We start from the raw sequence: 16,681 nt of genomic DNA on the forward strand, positions 1-16,681 counted from the left end.
CGGAGGGCGAAAGGGCGGCGGCAGGACCGGATCTCCCGGTCCTGCCGCCGCCCTCCTTTACTCACGGTCTTCTCACGGCCGGCGGAGCGTCACGCGGCGCTGCGCCTGATCCGGCGGAGCAGGACGAAGCCCACGATCACCAGCACCGCTCCGGCGGCAGCCGGCCACAGCTGGGCCCCGGTCGCGGCGAGGCCGCCCTTGACGCCCTGGGGCTCGGTCTGCGCGCTCGCGATCAGGTCCCTGCCCCCGGAGTCCGGCGTCTGGGCAGCGCCCCCGGGCGCGGCCTGCGCGGTGTCCTGGACGGCCGGGGAGGCGTCGGCCTTGGGCTCCGCGACACCGGGAGCGGTGGACGCCCCGCCGTTCGCCGGCTCCTCGGCCGGCTGCCCGCCGCCCGCCTTGCCGTCCTCGGCGCCCTTGCCGTTGTCGTTGCCGTTGTCGTTGCCGCCGTTGTTGCCGCCGTTGTCGCCCTTGCCGTCCTTGCCGGCGCCCGCGCCGTCGTCGCCGCCGGTCGACGGCTCGGTGGGCCGGGTCGGCTCGTCCCCGGGCTCCTGCGGCTGCTCACCGCCCCGGTCGGCCCCGGCGCCGCACTTCCTGCCGCTGTTGATGCAGTCGACCACCTCGTTCATCAGCTCTTCGTCGAAGACGTTGATGAAGTCGCCGTGGTCCGTGATCGGCTTGTGCAGCTGCTCGGGGAAGGAGTCCACGGCGAACAGCGGAGTGGTCTTGCCGCCGTCCTCCAGGCTCGGGGCGTCGACGTCGTAGACGATGCGCTGCACCAGCTGCGGGATGGCGCGGAAGCCGTCCGGGCAGTTGCCCTCGGCGTCGGTGAACGCCACGTGCGTGCGGTGGTTGGCGCTGTCGATGTTCCGGCCGTCCCAGCAGCTCTGGAACCTGAAGGTGCGCACCACGTCGCTGCCCTGCGGGCACAGCGGGTACTTGTCCTTCAGCTGCCGGTCCTCGAAGCCGGTGCAGGACCAGGAGGCGTTGGCGTTGGCGGGGCCGTTGACGAACGACTTGGCGTCACCGGTGATGATGCGCAGGAAACGCGGCATGGCCGTCACCTTGCTGCGCGGGTTGCCCTCGAAGGTCAGCGTGACTTCCTTGGGCGTCACGATCCTGCCCACGTTGCCCTCGAGCCCGCCGCCGGGCGAGTTGGCGTCCCGCTCCTGGGTGCCGTCCTGCAGGCGCAGCACGGGCCAGAAGTAGCTGGACTTGTCGCGCTGGTCCTGGCAGGTCGTCTCGGCCCTGGCCAGGTCCTCGTCGCTGGCGAAGGCGTTGTTGGCCTGGTTGCCGACGTAGTCGTGGAAGTGGTGGGCGCCGTTGGCGACACCGGGGGCGACGATCACGTTGTCGGAGTTGAACAGGCCGTTCTCGTTGACTCCGCAGTCGGTGCTGAAGGTGCCGCGGGAGGCGTTCTCCCCCTCACGGGGCTTCGTCACATTGGGCTGCACGGTGGTGATGTCCGCGTAGTCCGCGGCGACGGGGCCGTTGCCGGCCTGTCCGCCGTTGCCGCCCTGCTGCCCGTCTCCTTGCTGACCCTGGCCCTGGTCCTGGCCGTTCTGGCCCTGGCCGTCCTGGCCCTGCTCCTGGCCGCCCTGGTCCCCGCCGTTCTGCTCGCCGGCGTTCTGCTCGCCGCCGTTCTGCTCGGCGCCGTTCTGCTCGGCGCCGTTCTGCTCGGCGCCGTTCTGGATGCCGGCGTCCCGCAGGGTGCAGGCCGCGAGGTCGTCGAGTCCCTCCGGACGGTCCCCGGCACGGTCGATCGCGTCCGTGATCCGCCCGATCGTGGCGGCCCGCTCCTCCTTGAGCGGCTTCATGATCTTGCTGTCGACGGCGGCGACGTCCATCCGGCCGTCCTGGGCCGCGCTCTGCACCTGCTGGTACGCCTTGGCGATCTGCTGGTCCAGTACCGCCAGTTGCTTGTCGACCTCTGCCCTGGCCTCGTCCGGCACCTCGGTGATCCGGGTGCCCACGTCCGGGCAGTTGATCGTGGCGCCTGCCGCCGCCCAGTTCTGAGCGGAGTCCGACCGGGACTGTCCGCCGAGGACGCCTTCGGTGGCGGAGGCATACACGTTGGCCACCATCAGCCCGCCTCCGCCCAGGATGAGCGCCATCGCTCCAAGCGTGGCGCGCCTCGGACCTTTGGGTCGTCTGCGCGTGTTGCGTCTCACCGAAGTTCTCCTACGCGTCGTGGACGGGCACGGGAATCCCCCCTGCCTCATACGGAGTCGGGCGCAGGAGTGTTCAACGATCCCAAGAACTTCATGGACATCTCATGTCGCACGGAGCGGGGACGGCCGGAGCAGCCGGACGAAGGCCCCGCTTCCGGCCGGGGAAGCGGGGCTGGTCCATGAGCGCCGGACGGGTCCCGCGCCCGCCGCCTCCCGCACAGCAGCGGGGCGTCCTCGGGCATCCTCCGGCGTCTTCGGCGGGCGGCCAACGCACGGCCGGGTCCCGGGAGTTCCGACGACCCGCCCGGCGCCGAGCATAGCCCCGAGGGCACGGATCCGGCGTACCGCCGCACGGGCCGACGGCGCATCAGGCGGCGTTCACCCGGGTGGTGGAGCACCCTGCCGTCCCACTTCCGGGCTCCGGTTGCCGGGATCGGCGGACGCGCCGACGCGCTTCTCCCACATAGCGTCATAAAGCGTGTGTTATTCACTCATGAACACATATACGCGGCGCACCCTGCTCAGTGCCTCGATCGCGGCTGCCGGTGCGGGACTCCTGTCCGGTTGTTCCGGGTCCGGCTCCTCGGAGCCCGGGCCGCGCACGGGATCCGCGCGACGCTCGGAGCCCGGACGGAACGCCGGCCCCGCGGAGGGCGGTCGTGGCTTCGTTCCCAAGGGGCCCAAGGGGTATGTGAATCCGTCCGACCCCGAGGTCCTGGCCGCCGAGAGGGAGCGCGGCTCCGGACCGGTGCGCACATTCAGGTTCACGGCCGCCGAGACCTCGGTCGACCTGGGCGGAAAGACCGTCAGAACCTGGGCGTACGGCAATGATGTGCCCGGCAAGGAGGTCCGGGTCACCGCGGGTGACATCCTCGACCTGACGCTCGTCAACCGTCTGCCCGTCGGTACGACGCTGCACACCCACGGGGCGCGGCTGCGCTGCGACATGGACGGTGTGCCCTGGCTGACCCAGGCGCCCATCGAGCCCGGCGAGGACTTCAGGTACCGCTTCGTCGTGTCCCACCCGGGCACCTATCTGCTGCACTCGCACGAGGGCATGCAGCTGGACCGCGGCCTGTTCGCGCCGCTGATCGTGGAGGACCCCAAGGAGCCGCTGTCGTACGACAAGGAATGGGTGGTGGTCCTGGACGACTGGCTGGACGGCGTGGACGGCTCCACCCCGGACGGCGCGCTTCTGCAGCTGCACAAGGGCAAGCTCCCCCGCATGGACATGGGCGGGGGATCCTCGGGGCACACGCACCGCGACACAACCGTCCGCGGCCCCTCCCGGATCCTGCGGCACTCCCACAGCACGCTGCTGGACGGCATGGGGGGCAATGTCGCCTACCCCTACTACCTGATCAACGGCCGTCTCCCCCAGGCTCCGTCGGTCTTCCGGGCCCGGCCGGGCGACCGCATCCGGCTGCGGATCATCAACGCCGGCGGCGACACCCCCTTCCGGGTGGCCCTCGGCGGCCATCAGCTGACGGTGACGCACACGGACGGCTATCCGGTCAAGCACCGGACGACGGACGCGTTGCTGCTGGGCATGTCCGAGCGCTACGACGTCCTCGTCACCGCCAAGGACGGGGTGTTCCCGCTGGTCGCGCTGGCCGAGGGCAAGAACGCCCGCGCGCTGGCCGTGCTGAGGACCGACAACAGCAAGACCCTTCCGCCGCCCTCCGTCCACCTCGACGAGCTGGACAGGCGGGTCGTGCCGGCCCGGCGCATGAGCCCCGACGACTCGGTGGCCTACTCCGACCGCGAGCCGGACCGCCACATCCGGATCAAGATGACCGGCAACATGAAGCAGTACAACTGGGCGTTCGACCACCGGCCCTACTCGATCGAGCAGCGCCATCCCATCCGCCAGGGCGAACGGGTCCGGGTCACCCTGATCAACGCCACCGACATGTGGCACCCCATGCATCTGCACGGCCACACCTTCGCGCTGACCGGCTTCGGCGACGCCGGCACCCGCAAGGACACCGCGATCGTGCTGCCGCACCGCAAGCTGGTGCTGGACTTCTACGCCGACAACCCGGGCCTGTGGATGCTCCACTGCCACAACCAGTACCACTCCGAGTCCGGCATGATGACCATCCTCGGCTACCTCAAGAAGTGACACGGGTGCCGCCGCCCTCGGGCGTCCGCCGCACCGGCGGGCGCCGTCACCTCTTCGGAGGGTTCCACCGCGCGGGAACGGCACGGGGCCTCGAAGCTGGGGTGGGACGACCGCCGTCCGAGGGCACCCGCCGGGCAAGCGGTCCCGAGGACCTGGCCGCTGGAAGGGCGGATCACCGATGAGGCTTGTCGTCGACCTCAACAAGTGCCAGGGATACGCGCAGTGCGCGTTCCTCGCACCGGACGTGTTCACCATGCACGGCGAGGAGTCCCTGGTCTACAACCCGCGGGTGGGTCCGGAGCAGCGGGAGCAGGTGGCGCGTGCCGTCGCGGCCTGTCCGGTGGGAGCGATCGCGGTGGAGGGGCTGCGGGAGGCGTCCGATGCCGGATGAGGAGTACCACGAGTGGCTCCGGCGCGAGGGACGGATCGTGATCGTGGGCGCCTCGCTGGCGGGACTCAGGGCCGCCGAGGCGCTGCGCGCCGGGGGGTTCGCCGGATCGCTCACCCTGATCGGTGACGAGCCCCACGAGCCGTACGACCGTCCGCCGCTGTCCAAGGCGGTGCTGCTCGGCAAGGCCTCTCCCGAGCACACCGAGCTGCCCCGGCTCCGAAGGACCGACGCGACCTGGCGGCTCGGGGTCGCGGCGACCGGGCTGGACATGACGGCCAAGCGGGTGCGGCTGGCCGACGGCGAGGAGGTGCCCTACGACCGGCTGCTGATCGCGACCGGTGTACGCGCCCGGCCCTGGCCGAAGGAGGACGAGGCCCAGCTGGACGGGGTGTTCGTGCTGCGCACCCGGGACGACGCCGTGCGGCTGCACCGGCGGCTGGCGGCCTCGCCGCGCCGGGTGTTCGTCATCGGTGCCGGTTTCACCGGGTCGGAGATCGCCTCCGCCTGCCGGGCCCGGGGTCTCGCGGTCACCGTGGCCGAGCGCGCGGACGGGCCGCTGGTGGGCGCGCTGGGCGGGGTGATCGGCGCGGTGGCCGCGGATCTGCACCGCGACAACGGGGTGGACCTGCGCACCGGGGTCACGGTCACCGGCCTGGAGGGGGACGCGACGGGGCGGGTGCGGGCCGCCCATCTGTCCGACGGCTCCGTCGTCGACACGGACGTCGTGGTGGTCTCGCTGGGCGCGATCCGCAACACCGACTGGCTGAAGGGGTCCGGGCTGGGCGCCGGACCGCGCGGCATCGCCTGCGACGCGGGCTGCCGGGCCTTCGACTTCCGGGGCATCGTCACCGACGACGTCTTCGTCGCCGGCGACGTCGCCCGCTGTCCGCATCCGCTGTTCGGCTATCAGTTCCTCTCCCTGGAGCACTGGGGCAACGCGGTCGCGCAGGCCGAGGTGGCCGCGCACAACATGATCAGCGCCGGTGCCGACCGGCGCCCGCACCTGTGGATGCCCGCGTTCTGGTCCTCGCAGTTCGGGGTGAACATCAAGTCGGTCGGCGTGCCGGCCATGGGCGAGGAGATCATGATCACTCAGGGGTCGCTCGCCGAGCGGCGGTTCGTCGGGGTGTACGGCCACCAGGGCCGGGTGATCGCGGCCGTGAGCTTCGACAACTCGCGGTGGCTGGACTTCTACCAGCAGCAGATCGAGCGGGGTGCGCCGTTTCCGGTGGAGTACCGGACGGTGGACCGCCGGCCCGAGGGCCGCGCACCGATGCCGGCCGGCTTCCCCGACCCGTCGCTGCCGACCCACGGTCCGACCGTGACGCTCAGCGGTTACTCCCCGGCCGACCGGCAGCTGGTCTTCACCCCGGCCCGCCACTGACCGGCACACGCCCTGCCCGGCCCTCTCCGCCCGGACCATCCGAGGACCCGTCATGACGCAAGCCCCGCTCCTGCGCCGCATCACCGACTACGCGAACCGTGCCGACCCCTATCCGCTGTACGAGGAGCTCCGCAGGACCCCCGTGCTGCAGGAGGAGGAGGGCGGCCCGTACGCCGTCAGCTCGTACTACGACATCCTGGGCCTGCTCCACGACCCGCGGATCAGCTCCGACGCCGCCCATCTCACCGCCCCGGACGACGACGAGCTGTCGGAGCCCGAGGCCACGGGGCTGCCGCCGAGCTTCCTGCGGCTGGACCCGCCCGAGCACGACCGGCTGCGGCGGATCGCCAACAGGTCCTTCGGCCCGCCGCACCGGCCGCACCGGATCGACTCCCTGCGCGGGGAGCTCGCCCGGATCGTCACCGGGCTCATCGACGGCTTCGGCGACGCCCGGCAGATCGACGTCGTCGACCAGTTCGCCCACCCCTTCCCGGTGACGGTCATCTGCCGGCTGCTCGGGGTGCCGCGCGAGGACGAGCCGCGCTTCCGCGGCTGGGTGGACCTGATCGTCGCCGCCCTGGACCCCGAAACGCGGCAGAGCGGCGACCCGCAGTTCCTGCGCACCGCGCAGGAGGCGCGGATGCAGCTGGGCATGTATCTGGCCGAGCTGGTCGAGCAGCGCGCCAGGGAGCCCCGCGACGACATGCTGTCCGACCTGGTCGCCGACCACGGCCCGGACGGGGCCATGTCGACGATGGAGGTGCTCAGCACGGCGGTGCTGCTGCTGATCGCGGGGCACGAGACGACGGTCAACCTGATCGCCAACGGGATGCTCACCCTGCTGCGCCACCCGGAGTTCCTGCACCGGCTGCGCGAGGACCCCGCGCTGTCCGTCCGGATCGTGGAGGAGCTGCTGCGCTACGAGCCCCCGGTGCAGCTGCTGCCGCAGCGCACCTGTGTCGCCGACATCGAGCTGCGGGGGATCACGATCCCCAAGGGCTCGAGGATCTGGCTGGTCCTCGCCGCCGGCAACCGGGACCCGGAGCGCTTCCGGGACCCCGACCGGTTCGACCCGGACCGCGAGGACCTCGGGCACCTCGGCTTCGGCAGCGGCATCCACATCTGCTTCGGTGCACCGCTGGCCCGTCTGGAGGCCCAGCTCGCGCTGACCGAGCTGGTCCGCCGTCTGGACAACCCCCGTCTGGTGGAGGACCCACCGCCCTACCGGCAGAACGCGGTGCTGCGCGGCCCGCGCCATCTGCGCATCGCCGTCGACGCGGTCCGCCCGAGCGAGGCGGTGCGCTTCTAGGGAGCGCCTTCCGGAGGGGGTGCCTCCCCCTGTCCGGGGAGGCGCCTTCCCGTGCCCGGGGGCGCTTCTCCCCGTCGCCTCGGAACGTGTCTCCTCCCCGCCCCCGCACAAGGCCGTCGGCTGCGAAACCCTCTGAATACTGCCCCAAGGCTGGACATTTTCATGAAATCAGACAAAATGACATATGTTTGTCCAACGATTGCAAGGAGCTGCACCCTCTCATGGCGCATGGAGACTCCTCCAGCCCCACCCCGCCTCCCCACCCCGACCTGGACCTGGCCCGCACCTGCGACCACTGCCTGGGCTGGGGAACCGTCGTCACCCGCGACGGTGAGCACGACCTGTGCGAGGCGTGCCAGCGGGATCCCGGCGACGGCTCCGCCGCATGAGTGGTGCGCCGCCCGTGGCAGCCGTAGCGTCGTCTCCTGAGAACGACGTCGTCGGCCGGGAGTGAACATGGGCGGACAGTCAGCGAGGACAGTGGTCACGCTCTGTGCCGTGAGTCTGCTCGCCGCGGGCATGAGCACGGCAGCCACCGCGTCGGCCTCCCCCACGCACACGCGTCCGGCGCACCCCGTGGGGCAGCCGGACGGAAAACCCGTGCTCGTGGACTGCTCCTTCGAGCCCCAGACCCGCCCCGACACCTTCATCCTCGCCTGCGGCGACGGCAACAGCCGTCTGTCCTCCCTGCGCTGGTCGCAGTGGGACGGCGAGGCCGCGGTGGCCCGGGGGGTCAACTCCGTCAACGACTGCAAGCCGTACTGCGCGGCCGGCACGTTCCGCTCGTACCCGGTGATCGTGCGGCTGGACCGGCCGGAGCCCTGGAAGAAGCGTCCCCGCACGCAGCACTTCACCCGGCTGAGCCTGGTCTTCCCGGCCGCGCGCCCGGACGGCTACCAGCGGACGGTGACCTACCCCCTGTGGGGCTGAGCCCCCTCCCCTCGGGGGCCGAGGACGTCCGCGTTCCCGCTCATGTGGTGCACGGCTGTTTCACGGCGGTGTCACGGGGGACTCGGATGACCCGTTCCGGCTCGTCCCCGAGGGAGTGCTCCGCATGTGCCCAGTGACCCAGGGCCTGCCGGCCGGTGCCGCGCACAGGTGCGCACCGGACCCGGCCGCCCGTGGGCGGACGCCGCTTCGCGGCCGTGGCCCCGGCGGTGCACCGAACCGGACGCCCCGGTGCCCTGCCGCTCGCTTCGGGGTGCCGCTCGGGGAGGACGGCAAGAAGGACGGCCACGCCCCGGGGGACCGGACGTCGTGGGCGTCCGGCGCCGTACCGCATCCGGTGTACGGCCTCATCACCGCCCCGGTGCACCGGGCCCTGCGCTGAGCGGGCGGATCGCGAGAGCAGAGGAAGACCGTGACCTTGCGCATCGGGGCAGAGGAAGAGTTCCACGTGCTGGACGTGGAGAGCGGCCGGCTGGCGCCGCGCGCCCGCGCCGTACTGGACCGGCTGGACGGACCCGGGTTCACCGCCGAGTTGCAGCCGTCGGCCGTGGAGAGCAACAGCGGGGTGCACGACACCCTCGACGCCCTCCACGCGGACCTGGCCGGCTCCCGGCGCAGGCTGGACGCGGCGGCCTCCTCCCTGGGCCTGGTCTCGGTGGCCGCCGGAACCGTGCCGCTGGCCCAGATGGCCCCCGGCCGGGTCACCGCGGGCCGCCGCTACCGGCACATGGCCGACGAGTACCGCAGGGTCGCCGACGAGCAGCTCATCTGCAGCGCGCAGGTGCATGTCGACGTGCCCGACCGGGACACCGCCGTGCGCGCCATGTGCCTGGTCTCGCCGTGGCTGCCGCCGCTGCTGGCGCTGTCCGCCAGCTCGCCGTTCTGGCTGGGGACGGACACCGGCTACGCGAGCTGGCGCACGATGCTGTGGCAGCGCTGGCCCACCGCCGGGCCGGCCGGCCACTACCCGGACGCCGCCGCCTACGACGCCGCGCTGGAGGAACTGATCCGCATGGGCGTCATCAGCGACAGCGGGATGATCTATCACGACCTGCGGCCCTGCGCGCACCAGCGCACGCTGGAGCTGCGGATCTGCGACGCCTGCCCCCGCGTGGAGACGGTCGTACTGGTCGCGGGCCTCTTCCGGGCCCTGGTGCGGGACGCGTGCGACCGGCTGGCCCGGGACGGCGGTCCCCGGTGCGACGGCCGCCACGCATGGCTGCGGGCCGCCACCTGGCGGGCCGCCCGCTCCGGCCTCGAGGGCCCGCTGATCGATCCGGTCACCCGGCGTGCCGCCCCCGCCCGGGTGGTGCTGCACGGCATGGCGGCCCGGCTGCGCCCGGCGCTGGAGGCGTCCGGCGACTGGGAGACCGTGCGGGAACTGCTGGCCCAGGCCCTGGCCGACGGCAGCGCCGCGCACCGGCTGCGGCGGGCGGCCGAGGCCGAGGACCTGCTCGCCGGTGTCGACCTGCTGGTCGCCGAGACCCGCGGCGTGTCCGGCCCGCGTACGGCCGCGTCCGCCGGAATCTCCCGTGCCCGCCGTCCCCGGCCGGTCGCCGACGGGGCCGGAACCTGACGGGCGGCGCCGCCCGTCAGGTGTCCGCCCGCCCGGTCCACCGCACCGTCCGCCGCACCGTCTGCCGTCCACACGGCGTACATCCGTTCGAGGAGAGGCTTCCCGTCATGTCCCACGTCCCCGCCTTCCCGACCACCGCCGACCGCCCGGCCGCTCCCGGGGGCCGTCCGGAGCGTCCCGCCGCCCGTCCGCAGGGCGGGCGGCGTGGCGCGGACGCGAGGCCCCGGACGGGCTCCGGGGCCGCCGTGGAAGGGAGGGCCGCCTGATGTGCGGGCTCAGCGGCGAGATCCGCTTCGACGGCAGCAGGCCCGATCTGGCCGGGGTCGAGCGCATGACCGACCGGCTCGCCCCCCGCGGCCCCGACGGACGCGGCCTGTGGTCGCAGGGCCCCGTCGCCCTCGGACACCGCCGGCTGAAGATCATCGATCTGTCGGACAGCGGGGCGCAGCCGATGGCCGACCCGCGGGCGCGCCTCGTGGGCGTGTTCAACGGGTGCATCTACAACTACCGGGCCCTGCGGGCCGACCTGACGGCCCGCGGGCACCGGTTCTTCTCGGACTCCGACACCGAGGTGGTGCTGAAGGCGTACCAGGAGTGGGGCACGTCCTGCGTCGAGCGTTTCCACGGCATGTTCGCCGTCGTGATCGTCGAGCAGGACAGCGGGCGGACGGTCCTGGTCCGCGACCGGCTGGGCATCAAGCCCCTGTATCTCGCCGAGTCCCCCGGACGGCTGCGGTTCGCCTCCTCGCTGCCCGCGCTGCTGGCGGGCGGCGGGGTGGACACCTCGCTCGACCCCGTGGCGCTGCACCAGTACCTCAGCTGGCACGCCACCGTGCCCGCGCCCCGCACCGTGCTGGGCGGCGTGCGCAAACTGCCGCCGGCCACGGTCCGGGTCGTCGAGGCCGACGGCACCTGCCGCGACCACTGCTACTGGCAGCCCTCCTACACCCGCCGCCCGGAGCACGCCGGTCTGAGCGCCCAGGACTGGACGGACGCGGTCCTGCAGGCCCTGCGCACCGCCGTACGCCGCCGGACGGTCGCCGACGTGCCGGTGGGCGTGCTGCTGTCGGGCGGCCTGGACTCCAGCCTCATCGTGGCGCTGCTGGCCGAGGAGGGGCAGGAGGACCTGGCCACCTTCAGCGTCGGCTTCGAGTCCGAGGCCGACGAGGAGGGCGACGAGTTCTTCTACTCCGACCTGGTGGCACGGCACTTCGGCACGGACCACCACCAGCTGATGGTCCCCTCCGACCGGATCTCGCAGGCCCTCGACGGGGCCGTGCTGGCCATGAGCGAGCCCATGGTCAGCCATGACGTGGTGGCCTTCCACCTGCTGTCCGAGCAGGTGGCCAAGGAGGTCAAGGTCGTGCAGAGCGGCCAGGGCGCCGACGAGGTCTTCGCCGGCTACCACTGGTATCCGGCGATGGCACGGGTGCCGCGCCGGCGGGCGGCCGAGGCGTACGCCGAGACCTACTTCGACCGGTCGCACGCCGATCTCGCGCGCATGCTGGAGCCCGCCGTGCTGCCGTCGCACGACGTCTCCGGCGACTATGTGCGCGCCCACATGGCCGCCCCGGGCGCCGAGACCGCGCTCGACGCGCAGCTGCGGCTGGACACGCACGTGATGATGGTCGACGACCCGGTCAAGCGGGTCGACAACATGACGATGGACTGGGGGCTGGAGGCCCGGGTGCCGTTCCTCGACCACGAGCTGGTCGAGCTGGCCGCCGCCTGCCCGCCCGGGCTCAAGCTCGCGGACGGCGGCAAGGGCGTGCTGAAGGCCGCGGGCCGCAGGGTCCTGCCGCGGGAGGTCGTCGACCGGCCCAAGGGCTACTTCCCCGTCCCGGCGATCAAGCACATGGCCGGGCCGGTGCTGCAACGCGTCCGCGAGGCCCTCTCCGCCCCCGAGGCGAGGACCCGCGGCATCTTCCGCCGCTCCTGCGTCGAGGAACTCCTCGCCGCTCCCGACACCCACCGCACCCGGCGCGGGGCCAACGCGCTGTGGCAGGTCGCCCTGCTGGAGATATGGCTGCAGACCCACGGAATCCGGTGACCGAGACCTTTCTGCCGCCGCCCCCGGACGGCACCGGCGGTCCGCGGGAGCGGGCCGCGGCGAACGGGGTGGAAACGGCCCGGGCAGAGGGGGCGGCCCCTTTTGTGCGCACCTGTGTGCGTGCGGTCGCCACCGAGCTGCCCGGCGGGGTGTGGCCCGCCGAGGCGCAGCCCTCGCCCGAGCCCCTGCTCCTGCCGGACGCGGCCGTCCCCGTGGACGCGCTGCCGCGGCTGCTGGTCTCGCACGGGTGCTGGTACCCGTCGGTGGATCCCGACGGGCGGCACGTCGCCTTCGTGTGCGACCGGACCGGTGTCCCCCAGCTGTGGACGGGGCCGCTCGACGGCGACGACGTGCACCTGCTGGACGCCGACCCTCATCCGGTCGTCGAGGTGTCCTGGTCGCCCGACGGGCAGTGGATCGCGTACACCACCGCGCCGGGCGGCGGCGAGCACACGCGGGTGCTGTGCGTACGCCCCGACGGCACGGGACGGAGGATCCTGGCGGGCGGCGAGCCGGGAGGCTCCGCCCATCTGGGCTGCTGGACGCACGACGGTTCGGCGCTCGCGGTGACGGTCGCCGGGACTCCCCGGGGCCCGGCCGCGCGCGACGGCCGCACGGCCCTGCTGACCGCGCCGTCGCACCCGCCGGCCGCCGCCGGGGACCCGGCCGCGGCCGCCGAACCCCTGCCCAGGACCCTGTCGGCGTATCTCGTCACCCCCGACGGCTCGGCCGCCCCCGTCCTGCTGGCGAGCGAACGCGACGCCGCCTCCCTGCGGGTGTGCGACGTGAGCCGGGACGGACGGCTGGTGCTGCTGCGCCGGGGGCCGCGCGGCCGGCGCGAGGCGCTCGTCGTCCGTACGCACGACCTGCGGGTGACCTGCGAGATGCCGGTCGCCGACGGGGATCCCTGGATCGGCGCGTTCACGCCGGACGCCCGCCTGCTGTGGCTGCGCAGCGACCACGCCCGGGAACACGCCGCCCTGTACGCGGTCACCCTCGACCGGCAGGGACGCCGGCTGAGCCTGTCGGTGGCCGCCGAGCGCGACGACAGCGGCCTGGAACTGCTGGCCCTGGACCGCGACGGCCGCAGCGCCGTGCTGTCCTGGAACGTGCGCGGCGTCAGCGAGCTGGAGGTCGCCGCGCCGACCGCGCCCGACAACGCCGGGCCGTCCCGCGCCGTGCCGCTTCCCCACGAGGTCGTCACCAAGGTGGCCGTCACCCCCGACCCGGACGCCCCCGTCGTGGCGCTGTCCGGGTCGCTGCGCCGGCCCGGTGTGTGGTGGCTGCCCCAGGGCACCGCCCTGCGCACGCCGTGGTCCTCCCGCGACGAGGACGTCGCTCCCGGGTCCCACCCTCCCGTACGGCCGGTGCCGATGCGCCCGGTCGCCCGGGACGGGCTGGACCTGGGCGGCTGGTACTACCGGGCGCCGGGCCGGCCGCCCACGGAGCCCGCGCCGTGCGTGCTGCATCTGCACGGCGGTCCGGAGGAGCAGGAGCGCCCGGTGTTCGACCCGCTGTACCACGAGCTGCTGGGCCGGGGGCTGGACGTCTTCGCCCCCGATGTGCGCGGCTCCTCCGGGTACGGCCGCTCCTTCGTCGACGCGGACCTGGGCAGGGGGAGGTTCGCGGCGATCGACGACGTCGCCGACTGCGCCTCCCACGCCGTTCTGGAGGGCCCGGCCGACCCGCACCGGCTGGCCGTGATGGGCCATTCCTACGGCGGCTATCTGGTGATGGCGTCCCTGGTGTGGCATCCGTATCTGTTCCGCACCGGCGTCCCGGTGTGCGGCATATCGGATTTCACCACGTTCTTCGCCGGCACCGAGCCGTGGCTGGCCCGGTCGGCCGCCTACAAGTACGGGCATCCGGAGCGCGACCGCGAGCTGCTGCACGAGCTGTCGCCGATGAGCCGCATCGACGCGCTGCGCGTCCCGGTGCTGGCCGTGCACGGCGAGCACGACAGCAATGTGCCGCCGGGCGAGTCCGAGCAGTTCGTACGGGCCGCACGGGAGCGCGGGGTGGAGGCGCAGCTCCTCGTCCTGCGCGACGAGGGGCACGACTTCCGGCGCGCGGACAGTCTCAGGACCTTCCGCAGGACCGCCGCCGACTGGATCCAGCGCCATCTGGCCGACTGACCGTCACCGCCCCCGCGCGCCGGGGTTTGGCCACCGGCTTCCGCGGCTACTCCTATGTTCCGACACATACCGCGCCCAGGAGCCCCCGATGTGGAAACGCAGGAAGCGGGCACGGCCGGACCGGCCGCTGCCGTCGGAGCTGTGCGATCTGTGCGGTGCGGTCTTTCCGAGAAGCGAGGCGGTGCGCGGCCGGGTCGCCGACTCCTCCGCCGTCCATCCCACCGACGTCTGGGCCGACGGCCTGCGCCGTGTCGTCGCCTGCTGCGAGGAGCACCTCGAGGCGATCCGCAAGGAGTACGAGGGCCGTGCGTTCGTGCCGGAGGAGCTGTGGGCCGCGAAGATCGACCGGGCTCTGAGCGGCGGCGCCCAGTCCCTCACCATGGGGCAGCTCGGCTGCCGCACCGGCCTGCAGGAGTCCCAGATCCGGCGTGCCATCGCCTGGCACAACGCGCACCTGAGGCAGCGGCCCGAGCCGTGAGCGTCCCGCGGCGGACCGGCCCGGGAGGCGGACGGCGTCCGAACGGGCCTCTCCCCCGGCCGTGGGCTGCCGTGAACCGGCCGTCCCTCCCTCTCCTCCCCTCCCCCGTCCTTCTCTTCCGCGCTTTCCCTTCTCTTTCTTCTCCCTTCTTCTCCCTTCTTCCCCCTTTCTTCTTCTCCCCTCCCTTCCCTCTCTCCCTCCTCTCGTGTTTCTCTTTTCCTCCCCCGTACGGGGAACTGGGTCCTTCCCCCCGTACGGGGGCCGGCTCCCGCAGGGCCGGTCACCTCAGGACGACCGAGTGGGGGCCCTGGGGGACGAGTTCGCCGATCACCGGGTAACCGGGGATCTCCCCGGCGACGAGGAGGCCGCCGGAGGTCTGGGCGTCGGCCAGGAGGAGCCGGGTGTCGGTGTCCGTGCCGCCGAAGTCGGTGTGCGGGGTCACCCACTGCAGGTTCCGCCGGGTGCCGCCGCTGACGTAGCCGTCGCGCACGGCCTCCCGGGCTCCGTCCAGGTACGGCACGGCGGCGGTGTCGACCACGGCCGTCACGCCCGAGGCGCGGGCCAGCTTGTGCAGATGGCCGAGGAGGCCGAAGCCCGTCACATCGGTGGCGCAGGTGGCACCGGCGGCCAGGGCGGCGGCGGAGGCGTCGCGGTTGAGGGCCGTCATGGTGGCGACGGCCTGGGCGAACCGCTCGCCGGTGGCCTTGTGACGGTTGTTCAGCACTCCCAGGCCCAGGGGCTTGGTCAGGGTCAGGGGCAGTCCGGGGCGCCCGGTGTCGTTGCGCAGCAGCCGCGCCGGGTCCGCGAGACCGGTGACGGCCATGCCGTACTTGGGTTCGGGGTCGTCGACGCTGTGCCCGCCGCCCACGTGGCAGCCGGCCTCGGCGGCGATCTCCAGCCCGCCGCGCAGCACCTCGCGGGCCAGGTCGAAGGGCAGGACGTCACGCGGCCAGGCCAGCAGGTTGACCGCCACGACGGGACGGCCGCCCATCGCGTACACGTCCGACAGCGCGTTGGCGGCGGCGATGCGCCCCCAGTCGTACGGGTCGTCGACCACCGGGGTGAAGAAGTCGGCGGTGGCGACCACGGCCTGCGCGGCGCCGTCCTGCGCGGGCAGCGTGACGACGGCCGCGTCGTCGCCCGTGGCCAGGCCGACCAGCAGCGAGGTGTCGCCGGCGGCCGAAGGCGCGGCCGGCAGTCCGCCGAGCACGTCCTCCAGCTCGCCCGGCGGGATCTTGCAGGCGCAGCCGCCGCCATGGGCGTACTGCGTGAGTCGTACGGGGGTGTCGGCGGTGGCGGTCATGCCGGGTCTCCTGCTCTCCGGTCGGTCTCCGTCATGGTTCTCGTGGTCCGGCTCGTGGTCCGTGCGGCACGCCGGGCGCCGTCGTCCGGGCCGCTCCGACGCGCCGGTGTCCGCCGGCGTGCCGTGCGGGGCCCTTCCGCATAGCCTGTCGGGCGGTGGAGGCGTGTGGGTGCCTGGTGGCCCTCCCGGTCTTCAAAACCGAGGTGCCCGAGGATCTCGGGCAGGCGGGTTCGATTCCCGTCCGCCTCCGTCTCCCGCGGTGTCCGTCCGGCAGCGTCTGTACTGGTCGTCCACCCGTTCGGTGTGGCCGCGCGCGTCGAGGAACTCCAGCAGCGGCACGGCGACCCTGCGGGTGGTGCCGAGTGCCTTGCGCGCCTCGCTGAGGGTGAAGGGCTGCGGCAGACGGCGCAGCACCTCGACGGCCCGGAGGTCCGCTCCCGGAAGCAGCACGATCCCGTCGCCGATGCGCAGCAGCGCGCCCGCGGAGACGGCCGCGGCCACGGCCCTGCGGTCGAGCCCGAGCCGGGCCAGGCGGTCCGCCTCCGGTGCGCGGAACGGTGCCCGCTCCAGCTCGCGCCGCACCGCGTCGACGGCCGCCCGGACCGGCGGGGGCAGGGCGGGGCCGGGTCCGGCGGGGCCGTACAGGCGTCCGCCGCGTTGCCGCAGCCGCGGCTCGCCGGGGGTCCGGGCGAGTGCGTCCACCAGGGCCCGGTCGGGCAGGCCGAGCAGGTGCCGGGCCGCCTCGGCCGGCAGCCCCGGATCCATGGGGTGCCGATGCGCGTACCGCTCGACCTCGGCGGCCAGCCGTACGCGC

12 protein-coding genes, 1 tRNA gene and 1 pseudogene are annotated in these 16,681 nt (G+C 73.3%); 11 read left to right on the plus strand and 3 right to left on the minus strand.

Annotated features, from left to right (window positions below; genetic code table 11):
- Nucleotides 1–89: 89 nt before the first annotated feature.
- Nucleotides 90–2,111, minus strand: coding sequence for a DUF1996 domain-containing protein (locus CCN35_RS06010; protein ID WP_086791759.1), 2,022 nt, complete (start codon nucleotides 2,109–2,111; stop codon nucleotides 90–92).
- A 550-nt stretch (nucleotides 2,112–2,661) separates the two neighbouring features.
- Here CCN35_RS06010 and CCN35_RS06015 point away from each other — a divergent pair.
- The 10 genes from CCN35_RS06015 to CCN35_RS06060 all read left to right on the plus strand — a co-directional run bounded on the left by CCN35_RS06015 (nucleotide 2,662) and on the right by CCN35_RS06060 (nucleotide 14,564).
- Nucleotides 2,662–4,293, plus strand: coding sequence for a multicopper oxidase family protein (locus CCN35_RS06015; protein WP_067390934.1), 1,632 nt, complete (start codon nucleotides 2,662–2,664; stop codon nucleotides 4,291–4,293).
- Between the two features lie 178 nt (nucleotides 4,294–4,471).
- Entirely contained in the window at nucleotides 4,472–4,684 is a 213-nt protein-coding gene (locus CCN35_RS06020; protein ID WP_067390931.1) for a ferredoxin, read from the plus strand.
- On the plus strand, nucleotides 4,674–6,068 hold the full coding sequence (locus CCN35_RS06025) for an NAD(P)/FAD-dependent oxidoreductase (protein WP_067390928.1): 1,395 nt from the start codon (nucleotides 4,674–4,676) through the stop codon (nucleotides 6,066–6,068). The genes CCN35_RS06020 and CCN35_RS06025 overlap by 11 nt, the downstream gene beginning before the upstream one ends.
- A gap of 52 nt (nucleotides 6,069–6,120) precedes the next feature.
- Nucleotides 6,121–7,377 (plus strand): cytochrome P450, encoded by a 1,257-nt coding sequence (locus CCN35_RS06030; protein ID WP_067390925.1) that lies wholly within the window; start codon nucleotides 6,121–6,123, stop codon nucleotides 7,375–7,377.
- Nucleotides 7,378–7,598: 221 nt separating this feature from the next.
- A complete protein-coding gene (locus tag CCN35_RS28640) occupies nucleotides 7,599–7,766 on the plus strand; it encodes a hypothetical protein (RefSeq protein WP_169721336.1) in 168 nt (55 codons plus the stop codon).
- A gap of 109 nt (nucleotides 7,767–7,875) precedes the next feature.
- Nucleotides 7,876–8,307, plus strand: coding sequence for a hypothetical protein (locus tag CCN35_RS06035; protein ID WP_385880718.1), 432 nt, complete (start codon nucleotides 7,876–7,878; stop codon nucleotides 8,305–8,307).
- Between the two features lie 430 nt (nucleotides 8,308–8,737).
- Complete coding sequence (locus CCN35_RS06040) at nucleotides 8,738–9,901, plus strand: carboxylate-amine ligase (protein ID WP_079129593.1); 1,164 nt, start codon at nucleotides 8,738–8,740, stop codon at nucleotides 9,899–9,901.
- Between the two features lie 265 nt (nucleotides 9,902–10,166).
- Nucleotides 10,167–11,951, plus strand: coding sequence for an N-acetylglutaminylglutamine amidotransferase (locus CCN35_RS06050; protein ID WP_067390917.1), 1,785 nt, complete (start codon nucleotides 10,167–10,169; stop codon nucleotides 11,949–11,951).
- Complete coding sequence (locus CCN35_RS06055) at nucleotides 11,924–14,086, plus strand: S9 family peptidase (protein WP_107470391.1); 2,163 nt, start codon at nucleotides 11,924–11,926, stop codon at nucleotides 14,084–14,086. The genes CCN35_RS06050 and CCN35_RS06055 overlap by 28 nt, the downstream gene beginning before the upstream one ends.
- A gap of 88 nt (nucleotides 14,087–14,174) precedes the next feature.
- Nucleotides 14,175–14,564, plus strand: a complete 390-nt coding sequence (locus tag CCN35_RS06060) for a hypothetical protein (protein ID WP_086791761.1) — start codon at nucleotides 14,175–14,177, stop codon at nucleotides 14,562–14,564.
- A gap of 280 nt (nucleotides 14,565–14,844) precedes the next feature.
- Here the strand turns inward: CCN35_RS06060 and selD are convergent, their stop codons facing one another.
- Nucleotides 14,845–15,867, minus strand: a complete 1,023-nt coding sequence (gene selD / locus CCN35_RS06065; protein ID WP_067390911.1) for a selenide, water dikinase SelD — start codon at nucleotides 15,865–15,867, stop codon at nucleotides 14,845–14,847.
- Between the two features lie 157 nt (nucleotides 15,868–16,024).
- Between selD and CCN35_RS28265 the strand changes: the two genes are divergently transcribed.
- Nucleotides 16,025–16,117, plus strand: a tRNA-Sec gene (locus tag CCN35_RS28265).
- A 44-nt stretch (nucleotides 16,118–16,161) separates the two neighbouring features.
- Here CCN35_RS28265 and CCN35_RS06070 read toward each other — a convergent pair.
- Nucleotides 16,162–16,632, minus strand: a pseudogene (locus CCN35_RS06070) (SelB domain-containing protein); the annotation flags it as partial.
- Nucleotides 16,633–16,681: the final 49 nt, after the last annotated feature.

It is taken from the genome of Streptomyces thermovulgaris (assembly GCF_002155915.1).
GTDB lineage: Bacteria > Actinomycetota > Actinomycetes > Streptomycetales > Streptomycetaceae > Streptomyces > Streptomyces thermovulgaris.